The organism is Pseudomonas corni, from assembly GCF_057128765.1.
This window is the reverse complement of the sequence record NZ_JBSKHW010000002.1, coordinates 194,177-221,057: the sequence shown is the minus strand read 5'-3', so window position 1 is coordinate 221,057 and position 26,881 is coordinate 194,177. Positions and strand designations below refer to the sequence as shown.

Below are 26,881 nucleotides of genomic sequence, written 5' to 3'. Positions count from 1 at the left end.
ATCTAGGCAGGCGGCGTCGGCCATACCATCGCTGCCAAGGGGCATTCCACACGCCCTACCGATAAGTCAGGCGCCGCGCCGCCGCTGGGAGAACCGCGATGTTCAGCAAGCAAGACCAAATCCAGGGTTACGACGACGCACTCTTGGCGGCGATGAATGCCGAAGAGCAGCGTCAGGAAGATCACATCGAGCTGATCGCCTCGGAGAACTACACCAGCCAGCGCGTGATGGAAGCCCAAGGTAGCGGCCTGACTAACAAATACGCCGAAGGCTATCCGGGCAAGCGCTACTACGGCGGTTGCGAGCATGTCGATAAGGTCGAGCAACTGGCCATCGACCGCGCCAAGCAACTGTTCGGCGCCGATTACGCTAACGTCCAGCCGCACTCCGGCAGTCAGGCCAACGCCGCTGTTTACCTGGCTCTGCTTAATGCAGGCGACACCGTGCTGGGCATGAGCCTGGCCCACGGCGGTCACTTGACCCACGGCGCCAAAGTCAGCTTTTCGGGCAAGCTCTACAACGCTGTTCAATACGGCATCGACACCACCACCGGCCTGATCGATTACGACGAAGTCGAGCGTCTGGCCGTCGAGCACAAGCCGAAAATGATCATCGCCGGCTTCTCGGCTTACTCCAAAACTCTGGATTTCCCGCGTTTTCGCGAAATCGCTGACAAGGTTGGCGCCTATTTCTTCGTCGACATGGCCCACGTGGCCGGTCTGGTCGCGGCTGGTCTGTACCCGAACCCGCTGCCGTACGCCGACGTCGTGACCACCACCACTCACAAAACCCTGCGCGGTCCTCGTGGCGGTCTGATCCTGGCAAAAGCCAACGAAGAGCTGGAAAAGAAATTCAACTCCGCCGTGTTCCCCGGTGGTCAGGGCGGCCCGCTGATGCACGTCATCGCCGCCAAGGCCGTGTGCTTCAAAGAAGCCATGGAGCCGACGTTCAAGGCGTACCAGCAACAAGTGATCGATAACGCCCAGGCCATGGCGCAAGTGTTCATCGATCGTGGTTTTGATGTGGTGTCCGGCGGTACCGACAATCACCTGTTCCTCGTCAGCCTGATCCGTCAGGGCTTGACCGGTAAAGAAGCCGACGCCGCTTTGGGTCGCGCGCACATCACCGTCAACAAGAACTCGGTACCCAACGATCCACAATCGCCGTTCGTGACCTCGGGCCTGCGCATCGGCACCCCGGCCGTCACCACGCGCGGCTTCAAAGTTACCCAGTGCGTCACGCTGGCCGGCTGGATCTGCGACATTCTCGACAACCTCGGCGACGCCGATGTCGAGGCCAATGTGGCCGGTCAGGTTGCCGCCCTGTGCGCCGATTTCCCGGTTTACCGCTGAGTCAGGAGTAGCACCATGCAGCATTACTCAGGCTTCGGCCTTCTGAAACACTCCCTCAGCCACCACGAAAACTGGCAGCGCATGTGGCGCACGCCGACCCCGAAAAAGGTCTACGACGTGGTCATCGTCGGCGGCGGCGGTCACGGTCTGGCGACGGCGTACTACCTGGCGAAAGAACACGGCATCACCAACGTGGCCGTGGTCGAGAAGGGCTGGTTGGGCGGCGGCAATACCGCACGTAACACCACCATCGTGCGCTCCAACTACCTGTGGGACGAATCCGCTCACCTGTACGAACACGCGATGAAACTGTGGGAAGGTCTGTCTCAGGACCTGAACTACAACGTCATGTTCTCCCAGCGCGGCGTTTACAACCTGTGCCACACCCTGCAAGACATGCGTGATTCCGAGCGCCGCGTCAGTGCCAACCGCCTCAACGGCGTCGATGGTGAACTGCTCAACGGCAAGCAAGTGGCGGACGAAATTCCGTACCTGGACTGCTCGAAAAACACCCGTTATCCGATCATCGGCGCGACCGTACAGCGTCGCGGCGGTGTAGCGCGTCACGACGCCGTGGCCTGGGGTTTTGCTCGCGCTGCCGATGCGTTAGGCGTGGATTTGATCCAGCAAACCGAAGTCACCGGTTTCCGTAAAGAAAACGGCGTGTGCATCGGCGTTGAAACCAACAAGGGCTTCATTGGCGCCAAGCGCGTCGGTGTCGTGACAGCGGGTAACTCCGGTCACATGGCCAAGCTGGCGGGCTTCCGCCTGCCGATCGAATCCCACCCGCTGCAAGCGCTGGTGTCCGAGCCGATCAAACCGATTATCGACAGCGTGATCATGTCCAACGCCGTACACGGTTACATCAGCCAGTCCGACAAGGGCGACCTGGTGATCGGCGCCGGTATCGACGGCTGGGTCGGCTACGGTCAGCGCGGTTCGTACCCGGTCATCGAGCACACCATTCAGGCCATCGTCGAGATGTTCCCGGTGTTGTCCCGCGTGCGCATGAACCGTCAGTGGGGCGGCATCGTCGACACCACGCCGGACGCCTGCCCGATCATTTCCAAGACGCCCGTGCCGAACATGTTCTTCAACTGCGGTTGGGGCACCGGTGGTTTCAAAGCCACACCGGGCTCGGGCAACGTGTTTGCCGCAAGCCTGGCGAAAGGCGAAATGCACCCACTGGCGAAACCGTTTTCCATTGACCGGTTCCACAACGGCGCGTTGATCGACGAACACGGCGCTGCCGCGGTCGCTCACTAACCACTTACAGGAGAAATCCCATGCTGCACATCTTCTGTCCTCACTGTGGCGAACTGCGCTCCGAAGAGGAATTCCACGCGTCAGGTCAGGCTCACATTCCGCGTCCGCTGGACCCGGCAGCCTGCACCGACGCCGAGTGGGGCGACTACATGTTCTTCCGCGACAACCCGCGTGGCCTGCATCACGAACTGTGGATTCACGCGGCCGGTTGCCGTCAGTACTTCAACGCCACGCGTGACACCGTGACTTACGAAATTCTCGAAACCTATCCGATCGGCACCAAGCCTCAGTTCGTCAATCAGGTGCCGGCAGTCGGGAAGGGAGACAAGGTATGAGCCAGAACAATCGACTGCCCAATGGCGGCCGCATCGACCGTAGCAAGGTGCTGAATTTCACCTTCAACGGTCAGGTTTACCAAGGCTTTGAAGGCGACACCCTGGCCGCAGCCCTGCTGGCCAACGGCGTCGACATCATTGGTCGCAGCTTCAAGTATTCGCGTCCTCGCGGCATCTTCGCCGCAGGTTCCGAAGAGCCGAACGCGGTGTTGCAGATCGGCGCCACCGAAGCCACGCAGATCCCCAACGTGCGTGCGACCCAGCAAGCGCTGTATTCGGGGCTTGTCGCCACCAGCACCAACGGCTGGCCGAGCGTCAATACCGACATGATGGGGATTCTGGGCAAAGTTGGCGGCAAGCTGATGCCTCCCGGCTTCTACTACAAAACCTTCATGTACCCGCAATCGTTCTGGATGACGTACGAGAAATACATCCGTAAGGCCGCAGGCCTTGGTCGTTCGCCGACTGAAAACGATCCGGATTCCTACGACAACTTTAACCAGCACTGCGACGTGCTGATCGTCGGCGCAGGCCCTGCTGGTCTGGCGGCTGCTTTGGCGGCTGCACGCAGCGGCGCTCGTGTGATCCTGGCCGATGAGCAGGAAGAGTTCGGCGGCAGTCTGCTGGACTCCCGCGAAAGCCTGGACGGCAAGCCAGCCGCTGAATGGGTCGCCACCGTCGTGGCCGAGCTCAAAGGTTTGCCTAACGTGGTGCTGCTGCCTCGCGCCACCGTTAACGGCTATCACGATCACAACTTCCTGACCATTCACGAGCGTCTGACCGATCACCTCGGCGACCGCGCGCCGATTGGTCAGGTGCGTCAGCGCATGCACCGTGTCCGCGCCAAGCGCGTGGTGTTGGCGTCCGGTACTCACGAACGTCCTCTGGTCTACGGCAACAACGACGTGCCGGGCAACATGCTGGCCGGCGCGGTTTCCACCTACGTGCGTCGTTACGGCGTCGCACCGGGCAAAAAGCTGGTGCTGACCACCAACAACGATCACGCCTACCGCGTTGCTTTGGATTGGCTCGACGCCAGCCTGCAAGTGGTGGCCATTGCTGATGCCCGTCATAACCCGCGCGGCGCACTGGTTGAAGAAGCGCGCGCCAAAGGGATTCGCATCCTGACTGGCAGCGCCGTGACCGAAGCCCGTGGCAGCAAGCGCGTGACTGCCGCCCGTGTCTGCGCCATTGACGTCAAAGCCCACAAAGTCACCAGCCCCGGCGAATGGCTCGATTGCGATCTGATCGCAAGCTCCGGTGGCTATAGCCCGATCGTTCACCTGGCCTCGCACTTGGGTGGCAAGCCGGTCTGGCGTGAAGACATCCTCGGTTTCGTACCGGGCGAAGCACCGCAGAAACGCGTGTGCGTCGGCGGCGTAAACGGTGTTTACGCGTTGGGCGATGCGCTGGCAGACGGTTTTGAAGGCGGCGTGCGCGCGGCCAGCGAAGCCGGTTTCAAAGTGGTCGAAGGCGTGCTGCCAAAAGCGCTTAGCCGCGTTGAAGAACCGACGCTGGCGCTGTTTCAAGTGCCGCACGATAAAGCCACTGCCCGTGCGCCGAAGCAATTCGTCGACCTGCAGAACGACGTCACCGCCGCCGCCATCGAACTGGCAACCCGCGAGGGCTTCGAGTCGGTCGAGCACGTCAAGCGCTACACCGCACTGGGTTTCGGTACCGATCAGGGCAAATTGGGCAACGTCAACGGTCTGGCCATCGCGGCCCGTTCGCTGAACGTGACTATCCCGGAAATGGGCACCACCATGTTCCGCCCCAACTACACGCCGGTGACCTTTGGCGCAGTGGCCGGTCGTCACTGCGGCCACATCTTCGAGCCGGTGCGCTTCACCGCGCTGCACGCCTGGCATGTGCGCAATGGCGCCGAGTTCGAAGACGTCGGCCAGTGGAAACGTCCGTGGTACTTCCCCAAAGCCGGTGAAGATATCCACGCGGCAGTCGCTCGCGAATGCAAAGCCGTGCGTGCAAGCGTTGGCCTGCTGGACGCCTCCACCCTGGGCAAGATCGACATTCAAGGCCCGGATGCGCGGGAGTTCCTCAACCGCATCTACACCAACGCCTGGACCAAGCTCGATGTGGGCAAGGCGCGTTACGGCCTGATGTGCAAAGAAGACGGCATGGTCTTCGACGACGGCGTGACCGCCTGCGTTGCCGACAACCACTTCATCATGACCACCACCACAGGCGGCGCCGCTCGCGTGCTGCAATGGCTGGAAATCTATCAACAGACCGAATGGCCGGACCTGAAGGTGTACTTCACTTCCGTCACCGACCATTACGCGACCATGACCTTGTCGGGGCCCAACAGCCGCAAGCTGCTGGCTGAAGTGACCGACATGGACCTGGGCCGTGAAGCATTCCCCTTCATGACCTGGAAAGAAGGTCTGGTCGGTGGCGTACCGGCGCGGGTGTTCCGGATTTCGTTTACCGGTGAGCTTTCCTACGAAGTGAACGTCCAGGCCGACTACGCCATGGGTGTTCTGGAAAAAATCATCGAAGCAGGCAAGAAGTACAACCTGACGCCGTATGGCACCGAGACCATGCACGTGCTGCGGGCCGAGAAGGGTTTCATCATCGTCGGTCAGGACACTGATGGCTCGATGACCCCGGACGACCTGAACATGGGCTGGTGTGTCGGCCGCACCAAGCCGTTCTCGTGGATCGGCCAGCGCGGCATGAACCGCGAAGATTGCGTGCGTGATCAGCGCAAACAGTTGGTGGGCCTCAAGCCGATTGATCCGACCAAGTGGCTGCCGGAAGGCGCGCAACTGGTGTTCGACCCTAAACAGTCGATCCCGATGACCATGGTCGGTCACGTCACCTCAAGCTACGCGGCCAACTCGCTGGGTTATTCGTTCGCGATGGGTGTGGTGAAGGGCGGGTTGAAGCGCATGGGCGAGCGGGTGTTCTCACCGCAGGCGGATGGCAGCGTGATCGAAGCCGAAATCGTGTCCTCGGTGTTCTTCGATCCGAAAGGCGAGCAGCAGAACGTGGAGTAAGCCCGCCGGGCTGGTGATTTCTCTGTAGGAGCGAACTTGTTCGCGAAGCGGGCGCCCTGACAAACCGCGTCGTCTGCCTCGCCAACAAGTTGGCTCCTATAGAATCTACGTTCACGACAGAATTCAGGAAAGGTGCTCTATGACCACAGCCAACGTTTACCAACAACGGCCAACGACCGGCGCGAAAGCCGAGTCACCGTTGTTTCACGCTGACCTCAATAGCCTGGTCGGCAAGGGGCGCGCCAATGCTGGCGTGACTATTCGCGAGAAAAAACTGCTGGGCCACCTGACGATTCGTGGCAATGGTCACGATGCCGCCTTTGCCGCCGGCGTACACAAGGCACTGGGTATGGAATTGCCTGGCGCGCTGGCATTGGTGGTCAGTGGCGAAAGCTCGATCCAATGGCTGGGCCCGGATGAGTGGCTGCTGATCGTGCCGAGCGGCGAAGAGTTCGCAGCCGAGCAGAAGCTGCGCGAAGCGCTGGACGGCTTGCACATCGCTGTCGTCAACGTCAGCGGCGGGCAATCGCTGCTCGAACTGACAGGCCCGAAGGTGCGCGAGGTGCTGATGAAATCCACCAGCTACGACGTGCACCCGGACAGCTTTCCGGTGGGCAAAGCGATTGGCACTGTGTTCGCCAAGTCGCAACTGGTGATCCGCCGGACCGGCGAAGAAACCTGGGAACTGGTCATCCGCCGCAGCTTCGCCGATTACTGGTGGCTGTGGTTGCAGGATGCGAGCGCGGAGTATGGCCTCAGTATCCAAGCGTAATGCCGCCCCTGTAGGAGCGAACTTGTTCGCGAGACGCCGTCCCTGAAACACCGCGTCGTCAGTCTCGCCAACAAGTTGGCTCCTACAGGGACATTTATTTTCCAGGAGCTATTCAATGAGCCGCGCCCCCGACACATGGATTTTGACCGCCGATTGCCCAAGCGTACTGGGCACGGTGGATGCGGTGACGCGCTACCTGTTCGAGCAGGGCTGCTACGTCACCGAGCACCATTCGTTCGATGATCGGCTGTCCAGCCGCTTTTTCATCCGTGTGGAATTTCGTCAGCCCGACGGCTTCGACGAGCAAGCTTTCCGGGCGGGTTTGGCTGAACGAGGCCAGGCCTTTGGCATGATTTTCGAGCTGACGGCGCCGAACTACCGGCCAAAAGTGGTGATCATGGTCTCCAAAGCCGATCACTGCCTCAACGACTTGCTCTACCGCCAGCGCATCAATCAACTGTCCATGGACGTGGTCGCCGTGGTGTCCAATCACCCCGATCTCGAACCTTTGGCACGCTGGCACGAAATTCCCTACTACCATTTCCCTCTCGATCCCAACGACAAGCCGTCGCAAGAGGCGAAGGTCTGGCAGGTGATCGAGGAGTCTGGCGCCGAGCTGGTGGTGCTTGCGCGCTACATGCAAGTGCTGTCCCCGGACCTATGCCGCAAGCTCGATGGCAAGGCGATCAATATTCATCACTCGTTGCTGCCGGGGTTCAAGGGCGCCAAGCCGTATCACCAGGCCTACAACAAAGGCGTGAAACTGGTCGGCGCGACGGCGCATTACATCAACAACGATCTGGATGAAGGTCCGATCATTGCGCAGGGCGTCGAGGCGGTCGATCACAGCCATTACCCCGAAGACCTGATTGCCAAAGGCCGCGACATCGAGGGCCTGACGTTGGCGAGGGCAGTGGGGTATCACATTGAACGGCGGGTGTTCTTGAACGCCAACAGAACGGTTGTGCTTTGATGAAAACCTTCGCGGGCAAGCTCCGCTCCAACGGTCTGCAATGTCCTGTAGGAGCGCGCTTGCCCGCGATGAAGGATGGCGAGGTCTGTCTGCAACACCGCGTAATGCATATCGCGGGCAAGCGCGCTCCTACAGGATTTGATTGATCCACTCTCTTCTACAACAACAAATAAAGAGGTGACATGCATGTCTGGTAATCGTGGTGTGGTGTATCTCGGCGCTGGCAAGGTCGAAGTGCAGAAAATCGACTATCCCAAAATGCAGGACCCGCGCGGCAAGAAGATCGAGCACGGGGTCATCCTGCGTGTAGTTTCCACCAACATCTGCGGCTCGGACCAACACATGGTGCGCGGTCGCACGACTGCCCAGGTGGGTCTGGTTCTGGGCCATGAAATCACCGGTGAAGTGATTGAAATGGGCACCGGCGTCGAAAACCTCAAGATCGGCGATCTGGTCTCCGTCCCGTTCAACGTCGCATGCGGCTTGTGCCGCTCGTGCAAAGAGCAGCACACGGGCGTCTGCCTGACCGTCAATCCGGCTCGTCCCGGTGGCGCCTATGGTTACGTCGATATGGGCGACTGGGTCGGCGGTCAGGCTGAATATGTGTTGGTGCCGTACGCCGACTTCAACCTGCTCAAACTGCCTGATCGCGACAAAGCGATGGAGAAGATTCGCGACCTCACTTGCCTGTCCGACATCCTGCCAACCGGTTATCACGGTGCTGTGACCGCGGGCGTCGGCCCGGGCAGCAGCGTTTACATCGCAGGCGCTGGCCCGGTGGGTCTGGCTGCGGCTGCGTCGGCGCGGCTGTTGGGCGCTGCCGTTGTCATCGTCGGTGACGTCAACCCTGTGCGTCTGGCCCATGCCAAGGCTCAAGGTTTTGAAATCGCCGACCTGTCCAAAGACACCCCGCTGCACGAGCAGATCGCCGCATTGCTGGGCGAGCCTGAAGTGGATTGCGCCGTAGACGCCGTGGGCTTCGAAGCGCGCGGCCACGGTCACGATGGCGTCAAGGCCGAAGCGCCTGCGACCGTGCTCAACTCGCTGATGGGCGTGGTGCGTGTGGCAGGCAAGATCGGTATTCCGGGCCTGTACGTGACTGAAGACCCAGGCGCTATCGATGCTGCCGCCAAAATGGGTAGTCTGAGCATTCGCTTCGGCCTGGGCTGGGCCAAATCCCACAGCTTCCACACCGGCCAGACTCCGGTCATGAAGTACAACCGCCAGCTGATGCAGGCGATCATGTGGGACCGTATCAACATTGCCGACGTCGTCGGTGTCGAAGTCATCACCCTTGATGACGCACCGCGCGGTTACGGCGAATTCGATGCAGGCGTACCGAAGAAATTCGTGATCGATCCACACAAACTGTTCAGCGCGGCGTAACGGCTAACGCAGGACAGAAGGGCGACTGAGGTCGCCCTTTTTTGTATCCGCGTAAGTATGTAGACCCAAGGTTGTAGGGGGTTTCCGCAAGTTGGAAGGGAATCTTTGACTTCTGTTTCATGCGGTTTCAAGCGCATTTTTGCTGTGTTATCTGTCCTGCCCGAAATTTTCAGGCTGTGGGTAATACATGTTTGTTTGTGCGGTAAGAATATTGATCCAGACGTTCCTCGGCCTTTGGCTGATAGTGGGTCTCACCAGTACGCTGGCCAATGCGCAATGGCCGCAACCAGCGCCGCGCTGGATCTACTCGACGGTTTTTTACGAGAACGCCAATGCCTGCATGTGGGCCGGGGTGGCGGCTGAAATCTGCCACGCGGGCTATCGTTCGGCGTTCCGCCAGCACCTGCGAGCGGTGCCGACCTATCAAGAGGAGCACGAGTGCGAGGAAGATTTTTTTCCTGGCGAGTGCTCCTCCGGTCCAAAGCACCTGCTCTGGAACCCTTGGCTCTCGGGCTTTTCATTAACGCGGCGTTCATCGTTGGGCGCAGCTTTTGGCAGCGGCGCGACCCCGGGTACCACGCATTATTTCAGTGAGCCGTTGTATTGGGAGCGCGATGGTCAGGGCGGCTCTCAACTGACAACGCTGCGCGACAAGCTGCGCGCCGGTCAGCATTTTGAGCACGCCGTGGGCCGTCACCCCGAAATCCAACCGGGCTCAGCGCTGAGTGATCGCAGGCTCGCGCGGGCCTTCGAGCCGCAGCGGCTGTATGTGTCCACTGCGCCCTGATCGTCTGCATGCGGATCATTGGGCTATCCCGCATCCAGATATCTCCCTACAACGATGCCAATTTCCCTTGATACAGGACCGGACCGGTCGGTTTGCCACTTGGCGAGCCGCCTTGTGGCTCCAAGGTAATAGCCAGCGTAGTTGGCGTGCCGATCAACGTGCGCTGGCGTTCGCTCAGATCGACGCGGCCCTTCCCGTCGTTGGGAATTACGCCCAGTGATACCGGCACGCCATCGGCCGGAATCGCCCATAGTTCCAGGCTGCGCCCCGGTTCAACCGACGCCAGCGCAAGCGGCTCGACCTTCAGATAGCGGTCGTAGGCTTGCACGGCCAAAGCGGGCTGTTGATTGGACGCGACCAGCGTTGCGTTGAACGAAGCGGTGTCGCGGGTGTAGATCACGCCGAGAATACCTGCCAGCACCAGCGAACAGGCCACAGCGGTGAGGCGCAACCAATTCCAGAATGGGCGTCTTGCCGGGACGTGCAACTCTTGCGGATCAATGCGCGCGACGATGGACTGCCAGACGCGCTCCGGCACGTCCTGCGGCTCAAGTGACGACGTCAGCCCGACCAGAGATTCCTGCCATTGCGCCAGCTCACGCCGTAGCGATGGATCATCAAGCAACAGGCTTTCGAAGCGTCTGCGCGCCGTTAGCGGCATCAGCCCGATGGCGTAATCGGCAGCGAGGGCACGGCGCAGTTCGGGTTGTTGGTAATTCATGATTCCAGGCACCTGCGCAGGCGTTCCATGCCACGGCGAATCCACGATTTGACGGTGCCCAGGGGCGCCGCCAGTTGCGTGGTCAACTCACTGTGCGAGGCACCGTGAAAGTACGCGGTGATGATCGACTGACGCTGCATGTTTTCCAGCGTGTCGAGGCAGCGTTGCAGCGCATGGTTATCACGATGGCTTTCAAGCTGCTCTTGCGCCGACGGCGCTTCATCGAACAGCGCGTGGGCCTGTTCGTCGGTGAGCGGCTCTTCATGGTGCTTGCGCAACTGGTCGATGGCCTTATTACGGGTAATGCTGATCATCCAGGTCATCGGTGCCGAAAGGTTGGCATCGTATTGAGCGGCACTGTTCCAGATCCGCACGAAGGCTTCCTGCAGCACATCTTCAGCCAGATCGCGTTTGCCCATGCAGCGCAGCGCGACGGCGAACAATTGTCCGGACACTTTGCGGTAGAGGGTTTCAAAAGCACGACGGTTGCCCAGCGAGCATTGGGCCAGCAGTTGCCTGAGTTCATCTGTGTCAACGGGCGAAATAGCAGTTCTCCAGCCAGAATGCGACGCGCGGCTGCGCTGATGGCGACGATAGTGGCAGGTTAGTCCAGGTTGGGCCGTAGTTCCATTCACAGGCGTATCGCTCTTGGAGGCTGAACGTGGACTTGGGTTCGGTCCATGTTTGATATACGCAGCCCATGGCCTATCAGATGCAGCCGCGTGCAAGTATTTCGGCGCAGGCCCAACCCAGGCGACGGCGGACCGGAACTTCTTTCTGCGCGACGGTCCAACGCGTGTTTAGCCGGCTCTGCCGGATCTCTTGCCAATGAGGTTGCTTGGATGAAAGTTTCTATGAAGGGTTCTGCAAACAAAGCACGCGGTGTCGCGCTGGTGACACTGATGGCGCTGGCATCAAGCCCGGTGTTTGCTTTCAACCTGAACGACGCGGCGAACGCTGTTTCCAACGCCACTGGCGGCAACCAGAAAGCCACTGCCGCACCAGAAGCCGCCGGTTTGCTCAACACCCTGGGCACGCAGCTCAATGTCACACCGCAACAAGCGGTCGGCGGTACCGGCGCATTGTTGGGTCTGGCGAAGAACAAACTGGCCGGTAACGATTATTCGCAGCTGAGCAAGACAGTGCCGGGGCTGGACCAGTTGGCCGGTACGTCCGCGCTGGGCAGCCTGGGAGGTCTGGGCGGTATGTTGGGCGGATCGAGTGGCGGCAACTCAGCGGTTAACAGTGCGCTGGGTAACGTACAAAGCCTGAGCGACGTTAATACCGCGTTCAAGGCACTGGGCATGGACAGCGGCATGGTCAGCCAGTTTGTGCCGGTGATCTTGCAATACCTCGGCCAGCAGGGCGCTGGCGGCACCGCGCTGCAAAGCCTGGCTGGCGTTTGGGGTGCAGGAAGCTGATTTCACATCAGTTCCTCATTTAGCCGCTCGAATCAGTGCCCGTGGCTGCGACCGACGTGAGAGTGCTCTACGTCTGCCGTGACCACGCTGCCGCTGACTTCCAGCCGGTCCAGAATACCGCAATGGTCTGGATCGCCTTCACTGCAGCGTTCGCGCAGATCAGTTAGTTGCTCTTGCAACGCCAGCAGGCTGGCTATCCGATCGTTGACGTGTTGAATGTGATCGTCGATCAGCGCATTGACGCTTTCGCATTGATCCTGCGGGCTGTCACGCAGAGCCAGCAGGCTGCGGATCTCATCGAGCGTCATGTCCAGGCTGCGGCAATTACGGATGAAGGTCAGGCGCTCGACGTGCTCCTGGGTATAAAGCCGGTAATTGCCTTCGCTGCGGGCGGGCTCGCTGAGCAAGCCTTCGCGTTCGTAATAGCGGATGGTTTCGACCGGGCAATCGGTGAGTTTCGCCAGCTCGCCAATCTTGTAGGACGCGCTCATGGTGATCGATCTCGTTTAGGTGCTTGACCCTATAGTGGCTACAGGGTGTTCACTTGGCAACAAGCACCTTAGGGACTCGACGATGAGCGATTCTGCAAACAAACCCACGCCACACGATCACACCAGACACGATCACGCAGAACATGACCACAGCGGTCATGATCACGCGGCGCACGACCACTCGGGCCATGACCACTCAGCCCATGACCACCAACCTGCCAAACTCAAACCCGCTCATCAGCACGACGCTCACGCCTGCTGCTCCCATGAGAGCGCGCCTGCGTTCGTAAGCTTTGCCGGGGCATCTGACGCGGCGGGGCAGTTGAGCAGCTTCCGCATCGAAGCCATGGACTGCCCCACCGAGCAGACGTTGATCCAGAACAAGCTCGGCAAAATGGCCGGCATCCAGAAGCTTGAATTCAATCTCATCAATCGCGTGCTTGGCGTTTGGCACGAGCTGCCGTCCACCGATCCGATCCGCGAGGCCATCGGTTCGCTGGGCATGCAGGCGGACCTGCTCGAAGAGGGGGCGAGCAAAGAAACCGCCTCGCTGCCTCCTGCGAAAAAGCCTTGGTGGCCCCTGGCATTGTCCGGCGTCGCTGCGCTGACGTCGGAAGTCGTGCATTTCACTGACGCAGCTCCTACGTGGGTGGTTGCGCTGATTGCGCTGGTGGCGATCTTCAGCGGCGGTCTCACCACGTACAAAAAGGGCTGGATTGCGCTCAAGAACTTCAACTTGAACATCAACGCGCTGATGAGCATCGCCGTGACGGGTGCAGTGCTGATCGGGCAATGGCCGGAAGCGGCGATGGTGATGTTCCTGTTCACCGTGGCCGAGCTGATCGAGGCCAAATCTCTGGATCGCGCGCGCAATGCGATTGGCGGCCTGATGCAACTGACGCCCGACATGGCGACCGTGCAGCAGGAAGGTCAGTGGGTTGAAGTCGACGCCAAGCAAATCGAGCTGGGAGCTGTGGTTCGGGTAAAACCGGGTGAGCGCATCGCGCTGGACGGCGAAGTGGTTTCCGGCACGTCCACGATTGACCAGGCTCCGATCACCGGCGAAAGCCTGCCGGTGGAAAAGGCCGTGGGCGACAAGGTGTTCGCTGGCACGATCAATCAGGCCGGTTCCCTTGAGTTCAAAGTGACCGCCGCAGCCAACAATTCGACGTTGGCGCGGATCATTCATGCGGTTGAAGCGGCGCAGGGCGCTCGGGCGCCGACCCAGCGTTTCGTCGATTCGTTCTCGAAAATTTACACCCCGGCGGTGTTCGTGCTGGCGTTGGCCGTGGCTGTCATCCCGCCGCTGTTCATGGGCGCGGTATGGTTCGACTGGATTTACCGCGCGCTGGTTTTGCTGGTTGTGGCGTGTCCGTGCGCCCTCGTGATTTCTACGCCGGTCACCATCGTCAGCGGTCTGGCCGCCGCAGCGCGCAAGGGCATCTTGATCAAGGGCGGTGTGTATCTGGAGATGGGCCATAAGCTCGACGTGATCGCCCTGGACAAGACCGGCACCATCACGCATGGCAAGCCGGTGCAAACTGATTTCGTGCTGCTCGATGACACGTTCGGCGACAAGGCCGTAGCTGTTTCCGCCAGCTTGGCAGGGCGTTCCGATCACCCGGTGTCGCTGGCGATTGCCAAGGCAGCCATAGCGGACTTGGTGCTTGAGGTCAGCAATTTCGAAGCGTTGGGCGGGCGCGGCGTCAAAGGTGAGGTCGACGGTCGTGTTTACCACTTGGGCAACCACCGTCTGATTCACGAATCTGGCCTCTGTTCGCCTGAGCTTGAGGCCAGGCTCGAAGCGCTTGAGACACAAGGCAAGACAGTGGTTTTGTTGTTTGACGAAACCAAGCCGTTGGCCCTGTTTGCCGTCGCCGATACGGTGAAAGACAGCAGCCGCGAGGCCATAGGTCAGTTGCACGAGATGGGCATCAAAACCCTGATGCTGACTGGCGATAACCCGCACACGGCCAAGGCGATTGCTGATCAGGTGGGTATCGATCACGCGCAGGGCAATTTGTTGCCTGCGGACAAGTTGCAGGCTATCGAAGGTTTATACGCGAAGAATCACCGGGTCGGCATGGTAGGCGACGGCATCAACGACGCACCTGCATTGGCGCGGTCGGAGATCGGTTTCGCCATGGCGGCAGCGGGCACCGACACTGCCATCGAAACCGCCGATGTGGCATTGATGGACGATGATCTGCGCAAGATTCCGGCGTTCATTCGCCTGTCCCGCCAGACCTCGGCGATCCTCAAGCAGAACATCGCGCTGGCGCTGGTGATCAAACTCATCTTCCTCGTCGTGACCTTCGCCGGCCTGGCAACCATGTGGATGGCCGTGTTCGCTGACATGGGCGTGAGTTTGCTGGTGGTGTTCAACGGCCTACGGTTGTTGCGTAAATAGACAATTGTAGGAGCGCGCTTGCCCGCGATGGCGCTGTGTCAGGCGATATCTTCACACCAGACCTACCCCTATCGCGGGCAAGCGCGCTCCTACAAAGGGTTCGTTTGTAAGACGCTTCCCCGCGGTCCTGTAATCCACATCCGAAAACCTTGCATTCGGGCCCTTTTAAACGCCGTGTTTAATGACGCCCATCAAACGACAAATCTATCGTCTGTTTCTCATCGAGACGATCAGGGATGTCGCGGTCATGCCCAAACCCTACACGTTCATCAATCCGAAACTGCAAGGCTATGAGTCTCTCAGGGACAGCCTCGTATCCGATGCCAATGCGCGGCTGAAATTTGATCAGCTCAACCAGTCTCTGCGCAGGCGACTGGTTTTTTCTGGCGAATTAGTGATCGTCGGCGACGCCTCCACGCGTTCGCGTACATGGGAAGAGCGGCACCTGATGAGCTACGCGGGCGATGTCCGACACTCCATCCTGTCGAACGGCAGCACCGCGAACGATGTCATGGCGCAAAATTTTGATCTGCTGCAAAGCATAATGACCTACAGCTCGATTGGCATCGGCAGCGCCTCGGGTGCCTGGAGCAAACACCTGGATGAAATCAAAGAAACGCTCAAAGATATTGAGTCGTTGCATAAGCGCTGGCGGTCAGGGGCACTGACGAAAGATCAGTTCATTGCACAACGTCGGCCGCTCTTTTCGAAACTCGACACTCAACTGGAAGGCGTCGGCCAAATGGGTTCTGGCCTGAAAAATGAACGCGGAATAAAAAGCATGCTCGGCATTTCCAGCAAAAGTTATCTGCATTCAGGCGAGATAGCGGGTTACGCCAACACCGTCAGAGGCGTCTCGAAGATGGCGACTGTGTTGAGCAAAGGGACATATGTTGGTGTTGCGCTGGATGTGGGGGCGGGGGCATTGGAGATTCAGGAAGCGTGTTCTGTTGGGCGGGATGAGCAGTGTACGAAGGCTAAGTATGTGGAAGGGAGCAAAACTGTAATAGGCGTTGCGTTGGCTGGAGCCGGTGGAACGGTGGGCGCATACGCCGCTGGCGCTGTATGTTTAGCAATCGGCATTCCAACTGGGGGCGTTGGAGCACTCGCTTGTGCCGTTATAGGATCTGCGGCTGGGGGATATCTAGGTGGTCAGGCGGGTTCCTACGTGGGTGAAAAGAGTGGCCTGACTTTATATGAGCATGTTGCGCTGTGAGGTCTGATATTTCAGGGTGGCTAGCTGTAGGCTTATCAATCCTAATCCTGCTCAACTTCTTTGCACTCCTCATTTCCGCCTATCGGAAGTTAGGGGAGGTAGAACAGTATTTTGCGAACAGTCCACTTATCTCTGAAGTGCGCCATACATGGAGAGGGAGGGGGCCAGTTGCGAAGCTTAACCGGCTAGCGATGATCGCTTTGGCTTTCACACTCACCGATGTCCTCCATGGCCGAGGGCTGGTGGATCTGCGTGATGTTAGAAGTGTGCCTGGAAAGCTAAGGCTATGGATTATGGCCCCGGTGATAAGCAGCTGTTTTATTTTTGTAATCGCGATGGCTTTTTACTTCACAGACAAAGTTTGAATCTAGGACCGCCAGGCTGAGCGCGGATTGCCCTTGCCCGCGATTGCGATATGACCGATGCGAAGATATCGATTTATAGAGCGTCATCGCGGGCAAGCGCACTCCCACAACGGGGATTGCGCATGGTTTATTACTTCCCGTACGTGTCCCGCCCCCAATCAATCATCCCCTGCAACAGTGCTTTCAACACCACGCGTGTCGGATCGGCGAGGTCTGGGCGATAGTGGAACGGCACGAACTCGTCCATGTAGGTGCTTTGGGTCAGTTCCAGTTGCACCGCGTGGATGTGGTTGGCCGGGTCTCCGTAGTGGCGGGTGATGTGGCCGCCCTTGAAGCGGCCATTCAGCACGTGGCTGTAGTTTTCACCCGCTGCCCCGCAGATTGCTTCTGCCTTGCTCGCCAGCGATGGGTCGCAGCTAGCGCCATTGAAGGTGCCGAGGTTGAAGTCTGGAAGGCGACCGTCGAACAGGTGCGGGATGTGCCCGCGAATCGAATGCGCATCGAACAGCAGCGCATAACCAAATTCATCGCGCAGCCGCGCCAGTTCCTGCTGCAGCGTGTCGTGGTAAGGCGTCCAGATTTGTTCCAGATACGTCGCACGCTCTTCTTTGCTCGGCGCCAGACCTTCGTGGAACAACGGGTCGCCCTCGAACAGTGTCGCCGGGAACAGCCCCGTCGTAGCACCGGCATACAGCGGTTTGTCGTCGGAAGGTCGGTTCAGATCGATGACGAAACGCGAGTACTCGGCGGCCAGAACGCTGGCACCCATCTCATGGGCAAAGTCATACAGTCGCGGGATATGCCAGTCGGTGTCCGGCAGGCTCAGGGCTTCGGTGACGAGACCGGCCTTGACCGTTTCGGTCAGTTTCAGGCCGGGGTGCGGCATGCTTATCAACAGCGGTACGCGACCGCGAGTAAAGCTCAGAACCTTGTCCACAGTGTTCTCCCGAAAAGTCAGTTAGAAAGTGCTTTCGATACCGTGACGCACGACCCGTTTTTCCAGATCACCGCCCAGCCAATAGGCCAAGTCCGCTGGCCGTTCGATGTTCCATGCAACGAAGTCCGCGACCTTGCCGACCTCCAGTGAACCGTGTGTTTGGGCCATGCCCAAGGCTTTGGCGGCATGAATCGTTGCCCCTGCCAGCGCTTCTTCCGGTGTCATGCGAAACAGCGTGCAGGCCATGTTCAGCATCAGGCGCAGTGACAGACCGGGCGAGGTCCCGGGGTTCAAGTCAGTGGCGATGGCGATGTTCACACCGTGTTTGCGCAGCGCATCCATCGGCGGCAGTTGGGTTTCACGCAGGAAGTAAAACGCACCTGGCAGCAACACCGCGACCGTTCCGGCGGCGCCCATGGCGATGGCGTCCTCTTCGGTCATGAACTCCAGATGATCCGCCGACAGCGCCTGATAACGCGCTGCCAAGCTTGAGCCGTGCAAAGACGACAACTGTTCGGCATGCAGCTTCACCGGCAAACCCAGTTGGCCTGCGGTGATAAACACCTGCTCCACTTGGGCCGTGGAAAACGCCAGATACTCACAAAACGCGTCCACGGCATCCACCAGCTCTTCGGCTGCGAGCGCGGGCAGCATCTCGCTGCAGATGTGGTTGATGTAATCGTCGGCGCGGTCTTTGTATTCAGGCGGCAGGGCGTGGGCGGCAAGGCAGGTTGCGCGAACGGTGACAGGCAGTTGCTCACCCAGGCGCCGGGCGACGCGCAGCATCTTGCGCTCGTTTTCCAGGTCCAGACCGTAGCCGGACTTGATCTCAACCGTGGTCACGCCGTCTTTGAGCAGGTGCTTCAAACGGCTTTCGGCGCTGGCATAAAGCTCATCTTCACTGGCGGCCCGAGTGGCCCGAACCGTGCTGGCGATGCCGCCCCCGGCCGCCGCAATCTCGGCGTAGCTCACGCCCTGCAGGCGCTGTTCGAACTCGCCGCTGCGATTGCCACCGAACACCGTATGCGTGTGGCAATCGATCAGGCCGGGCGTGACCCACATCCCGTTCAGATCAACGGTCTGGATGTCGTCTTGAGGCGGCAATTGGTTGCGGGGGCCGATCCAGGCGATGTGCGCTCCCTCGGTCACGATGGCGGCATCCTCGATGGTCGAGTATTGGCCGTGGGCCATGCTTGCGACGTGACAGTGTTGCCAGAGCGTTTTCATCGATTGCCTCCAAATAGCGATGTAGGTCTTGTGGGAGGAGCTTGCTCGCGAGGCGCTGTATCGGCGACATATCTGTCGTCTGACACACTGCTATCGCGAGCAGGCTCCCTCCCACCGGTTAATCATGAGCGGCGCGATTCGACTTGGGCCGGGCCCTGCTTCGGTTTCACCCACAGGTAATACGCGATCACCAGCAGCGCAATCCAGATCGCGCCAACAATCAACGCCGGCTGGGTGTCTGGGAACCAGCCCAGAACGCCAAAGACAAACAGCATGAACGCCGTTGCCACCATGGGTGCCACCGGCCAGAACGGGACCGGGAATTTCAGTTCAGCCACCTGCTCGGGCGTCATCGAGCGGCGCATGGCGATCTGCGTGATCAGGATCATCAGCCACACCCACACCGTGGCGAAGGTCGCGATGGAGGCGATCAGCAGGAACACGTTCTCCGGGATCAGGTAATTGAGCACCACACCGCACAGCAACGTGATACCCATCACCACCACGGTCATCCACGGCACGCCGTTGGCGGAGAGTTGCGCAAAACCTTTGGGCGCCTGACCCTGTTTCGCCAGCCCGTACATCATGCGGCCAGCGCCGAAGATGTCGCTGTTGATGGCCGAGATGGCTGCCGAGATCACCACGATATTGAGCACGGTCGCTGCCGAACTGATCCCCAGGTGATCGAAGATCTGGACGAACGGGCTGCCTTCGCTGCCAATCTGCTGCCACGGATACAGCGACATCAGCACAAATAGCGTCAGCACGTAGAACAACAGAATCCGCAGCGGCACCGCATTAATGGCGCGCGGAATGACCCGTTGTGGATCTTTCGCTTCACCCGCCGTGATACCGATGATCTCGATACCGCCAAAGGCGAACATCACCACAGCAAGTGAAGCGACCATGCCGCCCACGCCGTTGGGCATGAAGCCGCCATGGGTCCAGAGATTGCTGACACTGGCGACGCTTTCGCCCGACGCCTGACCCAAGCCAAACAGCAGAATGCCGAAGCCTGCCAGGATCATCGCGATGATCGCGCCCACTTTGAGCAAAGACAGCCAGAACTCCGTTTCTCCGAAGACTTTGACGCTGCACAGGTTCAGCGCGCCGATGAAAAAGATGATGCTCAGCACCCATATCCAGCGCGGCACGTCGGGGAACCAGAAGCCCATGTAAATCCCGAAGGCCGTGACGTCCGCCAGACAGACGATGATCATCTCGAATGCGTAGGTCCAACCCAGTACAAAGCCTGCGAGCGGACCCAGATAAGTGGTGGCGTACTCGCCGAACGAGCCCGACACCGGGTTATGCACTGCCATTTCGCCCAGCGCGCGCATGACCATGTAAACAGCGGCGCCGCCGATCAAGTAGACCAGCAACACAGCTGGCCCCGCCATTTTGATAGCCTCGGCAGACCCGTAGAACAGCCCGGTGCCGATGGCCGATCCGAGCGCCATGAAGCGAATGTGACGCGCGGTCAGGCCGCGTTTCAGAGAAGTTTGTTGCGTATTCATTTCGCGATCCTTGTTGTTCTTGTGCGGCGAAATGGTGTGGGTCCGGAGCGCACACTCTGTGGGAGCGCGCTTGCCCGCGAATGCGTCGGCACATCCAGCATCGATGTCGCCTGACACACTGCCGTTCGCGGGCAAGCGCGCTCCTACAGGGGGGCAATCCATTCCACAATCATTTCATCGACAGACCCATCCTGGTCTGTCCGAGCATTAAAGGCTGGGTAGCAGATCCGCAGGTGCCAGGGCATTCAGGCATTGTGAAGCGAGCAATTGGATGGCCGCGTCGATGTCCGGCGCGAAGAAGCGGTCCTTCTCATAGAACGGCACCTGGCTGCGCAAGGCGGCACGGGCTTTTTCCAGCTTGATCGAAGTTTTGAGGCCGTTGCGCAGGTCCAGGCCCTGGCAGGCGGCGAGCCATTCTACGGCAAGAACGCCTCGGGTGTTTTCCGCCATTTCCCACAAGCGCTTGCCGGCCGCTGGCGCCATCGACACGTGGTCTTCCTGGTTGGCCGAGGTCGGGATGCTGTCGACGCTATGTGGATGAGCCAACGCCTTGTTCTCGCTGGCCAGTGCTGCGGCGGTCACTTGCGCGATCATGAAACCGGAGTTCACGCCGCCATTGGCCACCAGGAACGGCGGCAGTTGCGACATGTGTTTGTCCATCATCAACGAAATACGACGCTCGCTGAGCGAGCCGATTTCTGCCAATGCCAGCGCCAGATTATCAGCGGCCATGGCGACAGGTTCTGCGTGGAAGTTACCGCCGGAGATCACTTCACCTTCAGCGGCGAATACCAGCGGGTTGTCCGAAACCGCGTTGGCTTCGACGCTCAGCACTTCAGCGGCCTGACGCAGTTGAGTCAGGCACGCGCCCATGACTTGCGGCTGGCAGCGCAGGGAGTAGGGGTCTTGAACCTTGTCGCAGTCGCGATGGGATTCGGAGACTTCACTGCCGTCGCCCAGTAAATCGCGATAAGCAGCGGCGGCATCGATCTGGCCGCGTTGGCCGCGAGCGGCGTGAATCCGCGCATCGAACGGCGAACGCGAGCCCAGCACGGCTTCAACGGTCAGTGCGCCACAGGCCAGGGCGCCAGCGAACAAGTCTTCGCCTTCGAACAGGCCGCGCAGTGCGTACGCGGTGGACACCTGAGTGCCGTTGAGCAGCGCCAGACCTTCTTTGGCGGCCAGGGTCAGCGGTTCCAGCCCGGCAATCGCCAGTGCTTCAACCGAGTTCAGCCATTGACCGTTGTGACGCGCCTTGCCTTCGCCGAGCAGCACCAGCGACATGTGCGCCAGCGGTGCCAGATCCCCAGATGCGCCGACCGAACCTTTGAGCGGGATGTGCGGATAGACTTCGGCGTTGATCAGGGCGATCAAGGCGTTGATGACCTTGCGCCGGATGCCGGAGAAGCCACGGCTCAGGCTGTTGACCTTGAGCACCATGATCAGGCGTACCAGTTCGTCGCTGATCGGCTGACCGACGCCTGCGGCATGGGACAACACCAGCGAGCGCTGCAGGTTTTCCAGATCGGCGCTGGCGATACGCGTCGAGGCCAGCAGGCCGAAACCGGTGTTGATGCCGTAAGCGGTGCGGTTCTCGGCGAGGATCTGCTCGACGCAGGCGACGCTGTCTTCGATCTGCTGATCAGCGCTGCTGTCCAGGGTCAATGTCACGGGCTGCTGATAGATCGCACGCAGTTGCGCCAGGGTCAGTTGGCCGGGGATCAGGTTCAGCGGGCTCGCCAGTTTTGAATCAGTCACGATGCTACTCCTTCGTTGATATCGGTCGGTTGCCCTGAGCTGGCTCCTGCCTGCTCCGCACTTGTGGCGCTCGGGTCCCGACGGCTACTGGTTGATGATTGTCCGTCGCAAGCGCGGAAAATCGTTTGAAGCGATTCTTCGTTCTTGAGCAGGGTCACGCTGCTGGCAATATCGGGCGCCAGCCAGCGGTCCTCGTCGTACGCCGGGACTCGCTCGCGCAACAGTTGCCATGCGACATCGGTCCCTGCGCCGAAGCGCTGCTCTTTGAAAAATTCGAATGCCTGGGCGGCGAGCAGATACTCGATGGCGAGGATCTGCGTGACGTTTTCCAACACTTTGTGCAGCTTCAACGCGGCGCTGGTGCCCATGCTCAGATGATCCTCCTGCATACCAGAGGTCACGTAGTTGTCGATGACTGCCGGTTGCGCCATCTGGCGGTTTTCGGCGCACAGCGAGGCGGCGACATATTGCACGATCATCATCCCGGAGTTGACCCCCGGTTGGGTGACCAGAAACGCGGGCAAGCCACTGACTGCCGGGTTGATCAACCGGTCCAGCCGTCGCTCGGCAATCGAGCCCAGCTCCGCCATGGCAATCGCCAGCAGGTCTGCTGCCATCGCCACGGATTGGCCGTGAGGGTTGGCTTGCGACACCACGCGATAGGCCTCGGGGGTGCCGAGCAGCAGCGGGTTATCGGTGGCGGAATTGAGCTCAATTTCAATCTGTCGGGTGGCATGGGCCAGTTGATCGCGGGTCGCGCCATGCACCTGCGGGATCGAACGGATGCTTAAGGCGTCCTGGGTGCGAATGCCTTTGCTCAGCTCCAGCACTTCACTGCCGGCCAGCAATCCGCGCAGGTTTTTGCCGACCTGCTGCATGCCGGGGTGCGGCTTGAGCGCAATGATGGTCTCGTCGAACGCATCCAGTTGGCCGCGCAGCGCTTCGAAAGTCATGGCGCCGATGATGTCAGCCCATTGCGTCAGGCGCTGCACGTCGGCAATCGCCAGACAGCTAAGGCCGGTCATGCACGGCGTGCCGTTGACCAGACACAAACCATCTTTGGCGCCCAGTTCGACCGGCGACAAACCTTCTTCGCTCAACGCCTGCAACGCCGACATGACCTGGCCGTTATAACTGACCATGCCAACACCCAGCAGCGCCACGCCGATGTGCGCCATGTGGGTGAGATAACCCACCGACCCTTGGGACGGCACTTGCGGTGTGATGCGGTGATTGAGCAGCGCGATCAGCGCTTCTACCACCTGCCGGTGAATGCCGGATTTGCCCTGGCTGTAGTTGATGATCGCTGCGCAAGTGATGGCGCGAGTCTGCTCATCGGGCAACGGCAAACCGACGCCACAGGCGTGGCTGAGCAGGGTGTTGCGCGACAGTCGACTCAGTTGCTCGCCTTCCAGCGACACGTTGCACAGCGCTCCCAGACCGGTGTTGACCCCATAGGCGCGCTCGCCACTGGCGACGATGCGCTGAACGATGCCTTGGGCGTTATCAATCCGCGCCCAGGCGGCCGCTGACAACTCGACCCTCGCACCGTGACGCGCGACCGCAACCACGTCCTGCCAGCGCAAGGGCGCGTCACCGATGATGATCTGTTCAGCTCGCAACATGACTGCAACGGTCCTTAAAGGGTGGCCACACGCCGCTGGACGAAACGATCGACGTATTCATCAGCGGGCGAGTAGAGGATTTCTTTCGGCGTACCGACCTGGATCAGCTTGCCGTCCTTGAGGATGGCAATGCGGTTGCCGATGCGTACGGCTTCGTCCAGGTCGTGGGTGATGAAGACGATGGTCTTCTTCAGTGCCGATTGCAGCTCCAGCAACTGATCCTGCATTTCGGCGCGGATCAGTGGATCGAGGGCGCTGAAGGCTTCATCCATCAGGATGATGTCCGTGTCTGCGGCCAAGGCACGAGCGAGGCCAACACGCTGGCGCATGCCGCCGGAAAGCTGATGCGGGTATTTGTTTTCGTAGCCCTTCAGGCCCACGGTGGTGATCCAGTGCTGCGCGCGCTCGTCGCACATGGCCTTGGTTTCGCCACGCACTTTCAGGCCGTAGGACACGTTGTCGGCCACGGTCTTGTGCGGCAGAAGGCCGAAGCTTTGAAACACCATACTGATCTTGTGCCGACGGAAGTTGCGCAGCGCTTCCATGTCGTAGGTCAGGATGTTTTCGCCGTCCACCAGAATCTCGCCGCTGGTGGGGTCGATCAGCCGGTTGAAGTGGCGCACCAGCGTCGATTTGCCAGAGCCGGACAAACCCATAATGACGAAGATCTCGCCGCTTCCGATGGCAAGCGACAGGTCGTTTACGCCGACCACGCAGCCGGTTTCAGCGAGCACCTGATCTTTGGTTTTGTGCTGCTGAATCATGCTCAGCGCTTCTTTGGACCGGTTGCCGAAGATCTTGAAGACGTTCTTCACCACGATTTTATTGGGCGTTGCGTCGAATGATGCTGCGGGATGTACGCTGGTCATTTGTTCGCCTCATGCCGTGGGCGGCCGTAAGCCTGAGTGATGCGGTCGATCACCACCGCGAGAATCACGATTGCCAGACCGGCTTCGAGGCCGCGTCCGACGTTCAGGGTCTGAATCCCGATCAGCACGTCTTCGCCCAGACCACGGGCGCCAATCATTGAGGCAATAACCACCATCGACAGGGCCATCATCGTGGTCTGGTTGATACCGGCCATGATGCTGGGCAGCGCCAGCGGCAGTTGCACACCGAACAGTTGCTGCCAGCGATTGGCACCGAACGCGTTGATCGCTTCCATGACTTCGCCATCCACCTGGCGAATCCCCAGATCGGTCAGACGAATCAACGGCGGCGCGGCGTAGATCACGGTGGCGAAGATCGCCGGGACTTTGCCCAGACCGAACAGCATCAGCACCGGGATCAGATAAACGAAGCTGGGCATCGTCTGCATGATGTCCAGCAACGGCATCAGCACCGAACGCAGGCGGTTGCTGCGCGCCGAGAGAATACCCAGCGGAATGCCGATCACCACCGAAATGAACGTTGCCACCAGCATCAGGGCCAGGGTCTGCATCAGCTTGTCCCACAGGCCGACTGCGCCGACCAGGAACAGCAAACCGACGATCACTGCCGTGGTGGTGATTTTGCGCGTGGCGTGCCACGCGATGCCCGCCACGATCGCCAGCAACACCCACCACGGCGCGATGCGCAGCAGGCCTTCGAGTTTGACGATGGCCCACAGCAGCGTGTCCGAGATGTGGCGGAACACGTCGCCGTAGTTGGTGACCAGCTTGTCGACCCAGTCGTTGACCCAGTCGGCAATGGAGAACGTGAAACTTTCGGGGAACATAAGGTGCTCTCGATCAAGTGGGTGGAGCTGTTGTTGCGCATTGCGATGCGATTTAAACGCTGCTATTGGGCGTTGCAAATAACCTGTGGGAGCGGACCTGTCCGCGAAGACTTCAGACAATCCGATACAAATCTTGCGCCTGTTCCTCAGCATTCGCGGACAGGTCCGCTCCCACAGTGTTTGCCGTTGCCGTCAGATAGCGGCAGCTAAGTCTTACAACGATGCATCCACCTTCTTCGCCGCGTCTTCACTTACCCACTGGTGCCAGATTTCCGGGTGTTCCTTGAGGAAGATCTTCGCCAGTTTCGGCGATTCGATGCGGTCCTTGGTCATGCGCGCCAGGTTCTGGTTCAGCAGGTCGATCGGGATGTTGGCCTTCTCCATCACTGCCACTAATTCAGGCGCCTGTTCGTGGAACGCTTTGGACAGGCCGACCTTGATGTCGATGGTCTTGTTCACCCCGGCTTTCTCTTCCAGGCGGACCATGTCCACTTGCCCCATCAGCGGCGTTGGCGACCAGTAGTAGGCCAGGATTGGTTCGCCACGCTTGTAGCTCGACAGGATGGCGGCATCTAGCGCAGGGCCGGTGCCCGGACGGAAGTTGGTGTACTTGTCTGCCAGGCCGTAGCTTTTCAGCATTTCGCTGTTCTCAAGCTCACAGGTCCAGCCGGCAGGGCAGTTGTAGAAACGGCCTTTCTCGGGCTCTTCAGCGTCCTTGAACAGGGAGGCGTATTTGCCCAGATCGCTGATCGATTTCAGGTCCGGTGCCTTGGCTTCCAGCTTGCGTTTGGCATCGCCTTCGATCACGTAGCGCGGCACGTACCAGCCTTCGATGGCGCCCTTGACCGGCGCACCGACGCCGACCACTTTTCCGGCTTTCTCGGCCTTGTTCCAGACTTCACTGCGGCCGACCCACTCTTCGGCGAATACCTGAATGTCATTGGTGCTCAGGGCGTTCTCCATGGTGATGGAGTTGCCCGGCAGGCTATCGACTTCACAGCCATAGCCAGTCTTCAGAATGTCTTGCAGCACGTCGGTCAACAACATGGCGCTTTCCCAATTCAAACCCGCGAATTTCACAGGTTTGCCGGACTCACACCAACCCGCCGCCTGGCTTGCGCCGGCTCCGGTGAGCAAGCCTGCGCAAAGCAACGTGGATAGCAGGGCCTTTTTCGTTTTCATTGTGTGACGCTCCTGGTCTTGAAATGGATTACGGCAGTAACGAAAAGCAAAGTGGCATCCAGCCTGTGGGAGGCGCCGATATCCGAGCCTTCCCGTTTCTCCCCAGCGTAGCTTTACACCAGACGTGCATTGCGCCCGGTCAGTTCACCGCCGCGTGCGTCGCAGGGCCATTTCGACCATCTGGAACAGTCATTGCCAACATTCCAACTGTATGAACCCGCATCACCGACCTGTAGGAGCGAACTTGTTCGCGAAGCGGCGCAACTGACACACCGCGTCGATCCCTCGCCAACAAGTTGGCTCCTACAGATTGTGCGTCTCAGCCAGCCCCGACCTGTAGGAGCGAACTTGTTCGCGAAGCGGCGCAACTGACACACCGCGTCGATCCCTCGCCAACAAGTTGGCT

The 26,881-nt window shown here is 59.9% G+C and carries 22 protein-coding genes; 11 read left to right on the top strand and 11 right to left on the bottom strand.

What is annotated here, in order from left to right:
* The first annotated feature begins 98 nt into the window (after positions 1-98).
* From glyA to ACWKV9_RS04540, 8 genes are all read left to right on the top strand, one after another.
* Entirely contained in the window at positions 99-1,352 is a 1,254-nt protein-coding gene (glyA, locus tag ACWKV9_RS04575) for a serine hydroxymethyltransferase (RefSeq protein ID WP_483834908.1), read from the top strand.
* 15 nt (positions 1,353-1,367) lie between these two features.
* Positions 1,368-2,618: a sarcosine oxidase subunit beta family protein gene (locus tag ACWKV9_RS04570; RefSeq protein ID WP_032628141.1), complete on the top strand. Its 1,251-nt coding sequence runs from the start codon at positions 1,368-1,370 to the stop codon at positions 2,616-2,618.
* A 20-nt stretch (positions 2,619-2,638) separates the two neighbouring features.
* Positions 2,639-2,953 (top strand): sarcosine oxidase subunit delta, encoded by a 315-nt coding sequence (locus ACWKV9_RS04565; protein WP_483834907.1) that lies wholly within the window; start codon positions 2,639-2,641, stop codon positions 2,951-2,953.
* Positions 2,950-5,970 carry a sarcosine oxidase subunit alpha gene (locus tag ACWKV9_RS04560; RefSeq protein ID WP_483834906.1) on the top strand — a complete coding sequence of 1,007 codons (3,021 nt, stop codon included), beginning with the start codon at positions 2,950-2,952 and terminating at the stop codon, positions 5,968-5,970. The genes ACWKV9_RS04565 and ACWKV9_RS04560 overlap by 4 nt, the downstream gene beginning before the upstream one ends.
* A gap of 139 nt (positions 5,971-6,109) precedes the next feature.
* Complete coding sequence (locus tag ACWKV9_RS04555; RefSeq protein ID WP_483834905.1) at positions 6,110-6,742, top strand: sarcosine oxidase subunit gamma; 633 nt, start codon at positions 6,110-6,112, stop codon at positions 6,740-6,742.
* Positions 6,743-6,857: 115 nt separating this feature from the next.
* Complete coding sequence (gene purU, locus ACWKV9_RS04550; RefSeq protein ID WP_483834904.1) at positions 6,858-7,715, top strand: formyltetrahydrofolate deformylase; 858 nt, start codon at positions 6,858-6,860, stop codon at positions 7,713-7,715.
* A gap of 186 nt (positions 7,716-7,901) precedes the next feature.
* The gene (fdhA, locus tag ACWKV9_RS04545; RefSeq protein ID WP_483834903.1) at positions 7,902-9,101 is read left to right on the top strand and encodes a formaldehyde dehydrogenase, glutathione-independent; all 1,200 of its coding nucleotides are present in this window, start codon (positions 7,902-7,904) and stop codon (positions 9,099-9,101) included.
* A 211-nt stretch (positions 9,102-9,312) separates the two neighbouring features.
* Positions 9,313-9,888 (top strand): DUF1190 domain-containing protein, encoded by a 576-nt coding sequence (locus tag ACWKV9_RS04540; RefSeq protein WP_483834902.1) that lies wholly within the window; start codon positions 9,313-9,315, stop codon positions 9,886-9,888.
* 46 nt (positions 9,889-9,934) lie between these two features.
* On the opposite strand, the gene ACWKV9_RS04535 is transcribed toward ACWKV9_RS04540, so the two are convergent.
* Both ACWKV9_RS04535 and ACWKV9_RS04530 read right to left on the bottom strand, forming a co-directional pair.
* Complete coding sequence (locus ACWKV9_RS04535) at positions 9,935-10,609, bottom strand: anti-sigma factor (RefSeq protein WP_483834901.1); 675 nt, start codon at positions 10,607-10,609, stop codon at positions 9,935-9,937.
* A complete protein-coding gene (locus ACWKV9_RS04530; RefSeq protein ID WP_483834900.1) occupies positions 10,606-11,244 on the bottom strand; it encodes a sigma-70 family RNA polymerase sigma factor in 639 nt (212 codons plus the stop codon). The genes ACWKV9_RS04535 and ACWKV9_RS04530 overlap by 4 nt, the downstream gene beginning before the upstream one ends.
* 219 nt (positions 11,245-11,463) lie before the next feature.
* On the opposite strand from ACWKV9_RS04530, the gene ACWKV9_RS04525 reads away from it, so the two are divergent.
* The gene (locus ACWKV9_RS04525; protein WP_483834899.1) at positions 11,464-12,030 is read left to right on the top strand and encodes a DUF2780 domain-containing protein; all 567 of its coding nucleotides are present in this window, start codon (positions 11,464-11,466) and stop codon (positions 12,028-12,030) included.
* 32 nt (positions 12,031-12,062) lie between these two features.
* Here the strand turns inward: ACWKV9_RS04525 and cadR are convergent, their stop codons facing one another.
* On the bottom strand, positions 12,063-12,521 hold the full coding sequence (gene cadR, locus ACWKV9_RS04520) for a Cd(II)/Pb(II)-responsive transcriptional regulator (RefSeq protein ID WP_483834898.1): 459 nt from the start codon (positions 12,519-12,521) through the stop codon (positions 12,063-12,065).
* Between the two features lie 82 nt (positions 12,522-12,603).
* On the opposite strand from cadR, the gene ACWKV9_RS04515 reads away from it, so the two are divergent.
* Positions 12,604-14,931, top strand: a complete 2,328-nt coding sequence (locus tag ACWKV9_RS04515) for a heavy metal translocating P-type ATPase (protein WP_483834897.1) — start codon at positions 12,604-12,606, stop codon at positions 14,929-14,931.
* Positions 14,932-15,112: 181 nt separating this feature from the next.
* A complete protein-coding gene (locus tag ACWKV9_RS04510) occupies positions 15,113-16,147 on the top strand; it encodes a hypothetical protein (RefSeq protein ID WP_483834896.1) in 1,035 nt (344 codons plus the stop codon).
* Positions 16,148-16,642: 495 nt separating this feature from the next.
* On the opposite strand, the gene hutG is transcribed toward ACWKV9_RS04510, so the two are convergent.
* From hutG to ACWKV9_RS04470, 8 genes are all read right to left on the bottom strand, one after another.
* Complete coding sequence (hutG, locus tag ACWKV9_RS04505; RefSeq protein ID WP_483834895.1) at positions 16,643-17,449, bottom strand: N-formylglutamate deformylase; 807 nt, start codon at positions 17,447-17,449, stop codon at positions 16,643-16,645.
* Positions 17,450-17,470: 21 nt separating this feature from the next.
* Positions 17,471-18,676, bottom strand: a complete 1,206-nt coding sequence (hutI, locus tag ACWKV9_RS04500; RefSeq protein ID WP_483834894.1) for an imidazolonepropionase — start codon at positions 18,674-18,676, stop codon at positions 17,471-17,473.
* A gap of 122 nt (positions 18,677-18,798) precedes the next feature.
* The gene (locus tag ACWKV9_RS04495; protein ID WP_483834893.1) at positions 18,799-20,193 is read right to left on the bottom strand and encodes an amino acid permease; all 1,395 of its coding nucleotides are present in this window, start codon (positions 20,191-20,193) and stop codon (positions 18,799-18,801) included.
* 207 nt (positions 20,194-20,400) lie between these two features.
* On the bottom strand, positions 20,401-21,936 hold the full coding sequence (gene hutH, locus ACWKV9_RS04490; RefSeq protein ID WP_483835383.1) for a histidine ammonia-lyase: 1,536 nt from the start codon (positions 21,934-21,936) through the stop codon (positions 20,401-20,403).
* 11 nt (positions 21,937-21,947) lie between these two features.
* Positions 21,948-23,576: a histidine ammonia-lyase gene (hutH, locus tag ACWKV9_RS04485; RefSeq protein WP_483834892.1), complete on the bottom strand. Its 1,629-nt coding sequence runs from the start codon at positions 23,574-23,576 to the stop codon at positions 21,948-21,950.
* A 14-nt stretch (positions 23,577-23,590) separates the two neighbouring features.
* Complete coding sequence (locus tag ACWKV9_RS04480; RefSeq protein ID WP_483834891.1) at positions 23,591-24,445, bottom strand: quaternary amine ABC transporter ATP-binding protein; 855 nt, start codon at positions 24,443-24,445, stop codon at positions 23,591-23,593.
* On the bottom strand, positions 24,442-25,293 hold the full coding sequence (locus ACWKV9_RS04475; RefSeq protein WP_483834890.1) for an ABC transporter permease: 852 nt from the start codon (positions 25,291-25,293) through the stop codon (positions 24,442-24,444). Before ACWKV9_RS04475 ends, ACWKV9_RS04480 begins: the two co-directional genes overlap by 4 nt.
* A 213-nt stretch (positions 25,294-25,506) precedes the next feature.
* Positions 25,507-26,475, bottom strand: coding sequence for an ABC transporter substrate-binding protein (locus tag ACWKV9_RS04470; protein WP_483834889.1), 969 nt, complete (start codon positions 26,473-26,475; stop codon positions 25,507-25,509).
* Positions 26,476-26,881 lie beyond the last annotated feature (406 nt).

What these genes read in the sequence shown, in the direction of transcription:
- glyA (WP_483834908.1), top strand. Translation starts at nt 99, where the DNA reads ATGTTCAGCAAGCAAGACCAAATCCAGGGTTACGACGACGCACTCTTG.
- ACWKV9_RS04570 (WP_032628141.1), top strand. Translation starts at nt 1,368, where the DNA reads ATGCAGCATTACTCAGGCTTCGGCCTTCTGAAACACTCCCTCAGCCAC.
- ACWKV9_RS04565 (WP_483834907.1), top strand. Translation starts at nt 2,639, where the DNA reads ATGCTGCACATCTTCTGTCCTCACTGTGGCGAACTGCGCTCCGAAGAG.
- ACWKV9_RS04560 (WP_483834906.1), top strand. Translation starts at nt 2,950, where the DNA reads ATGAGCCAGAACAATCGACTGCCCAATGGCGGCCGCATCGACCGTAGC.
- ACWKV9_RS04555 (WP_483834905.1), top strand. Translation starts at nt 6,110, where the DNA reads ATGACCACAGCCAACGTTTACCAACAACGGCCAACGACCGGCGCGAAA.
- purU (WP_483834904.1), top strand. Translation starts at nt 6,858, where the DNA reads ATGAGCCGCGCCCCCGACACATGGATTTTGACCGCCGATTGCCCAAGC.
- fdhA (WP_483834903.1), top strand. Translation starts at nt 7,902, where the DNA reads ATGTCTGGTAATCGTGGTGTGGTGTATCTCGGCGCTGGCAAGGTCGAA.
- ACWKV9_RS04535 (WP_483834901.1), bottom strand. Translation starts at nt 10,609, where the DNA reads ATGAATTACCAACAACCCGAACTGCGCCGTGCCCTCGCTGCCGATTAC.
- ACWKV9_RS04525 (WP_483834899.1), top strand. Translation starts at nt 11,464, where the DNA reads ATGAAGGGTTCTGCAAACAAAGCACGCGGTGTCGCGCTGGTGACACTG.
- cadR (WP_483834898.1), bottom strand. Translation starts at nt 12,521, where the DNA reads ATGAGCGCGTCCTACAAGATTGGCGAGCTGGCGAAACTCACCGATTGC.
- ACWKV9_RS04515 (WP_483834897.1), top strand. Translation starts at nt 12,604, where the DNA reads ATGAGCGATTCTGCAAACAAACCCACGCCACACGATCACACCAGACAC.
- ACWKV9_RS04510 (WP_483834896.1), top strand. Translation starts at nt 15,113, where the DNA reads ATGACGCCCATCAAACGACAAATCTATCGTCTGTTTCTCATCGAGACG.
- hutI (WP_483834894.1), bottom strand. Translation starts at nt 18,676, where the DNA reads ATGAAAACGCTCTGGCAACACTGTCACGTCGCAAGCATGGCCCACGGC.
- ACWKV9_RS04495 (WP_483834893.1), bottom strand. Translation starts at nt 20,193, where the DNA reads ATGAATACGCAACAAACTTCTCTGAAACGCGGCCTGACCGCGCGTCAC.
- hutH (WP_483834892.1), bottom strand. Translation starts at nt 23,576, where the DNA reads ATGTTGCGAGCTGAACAGATCATCATCGGTGACGCGCCCTTGCGCTGG.
- ACWKV9_RS04480 (WP_483834891.1), bottom strand. Translation starts at nt 24,445, where the DNA reads ATGACCAGCGTACATCCCGCAGCATCATTCGACGCAACGCCCAATAAA.
- ACWKV9_RS04475 (WP_483834890.1), bottom strand. Translation starts at nt 25,293, where the DNA reads ATGTTCCCCGAAAGTTTCACGTTCTCCATTGCCGACTGGGTCAACGAC.
- ACWKV9_RS04470 (WP_483834889.1), bottom strand. Translation starts at nt 26,475, where the DNA reads ATGAAAACGAAAAAGGCCCTGCTATCCACGTTGCTTTGCGCAGGCTTG.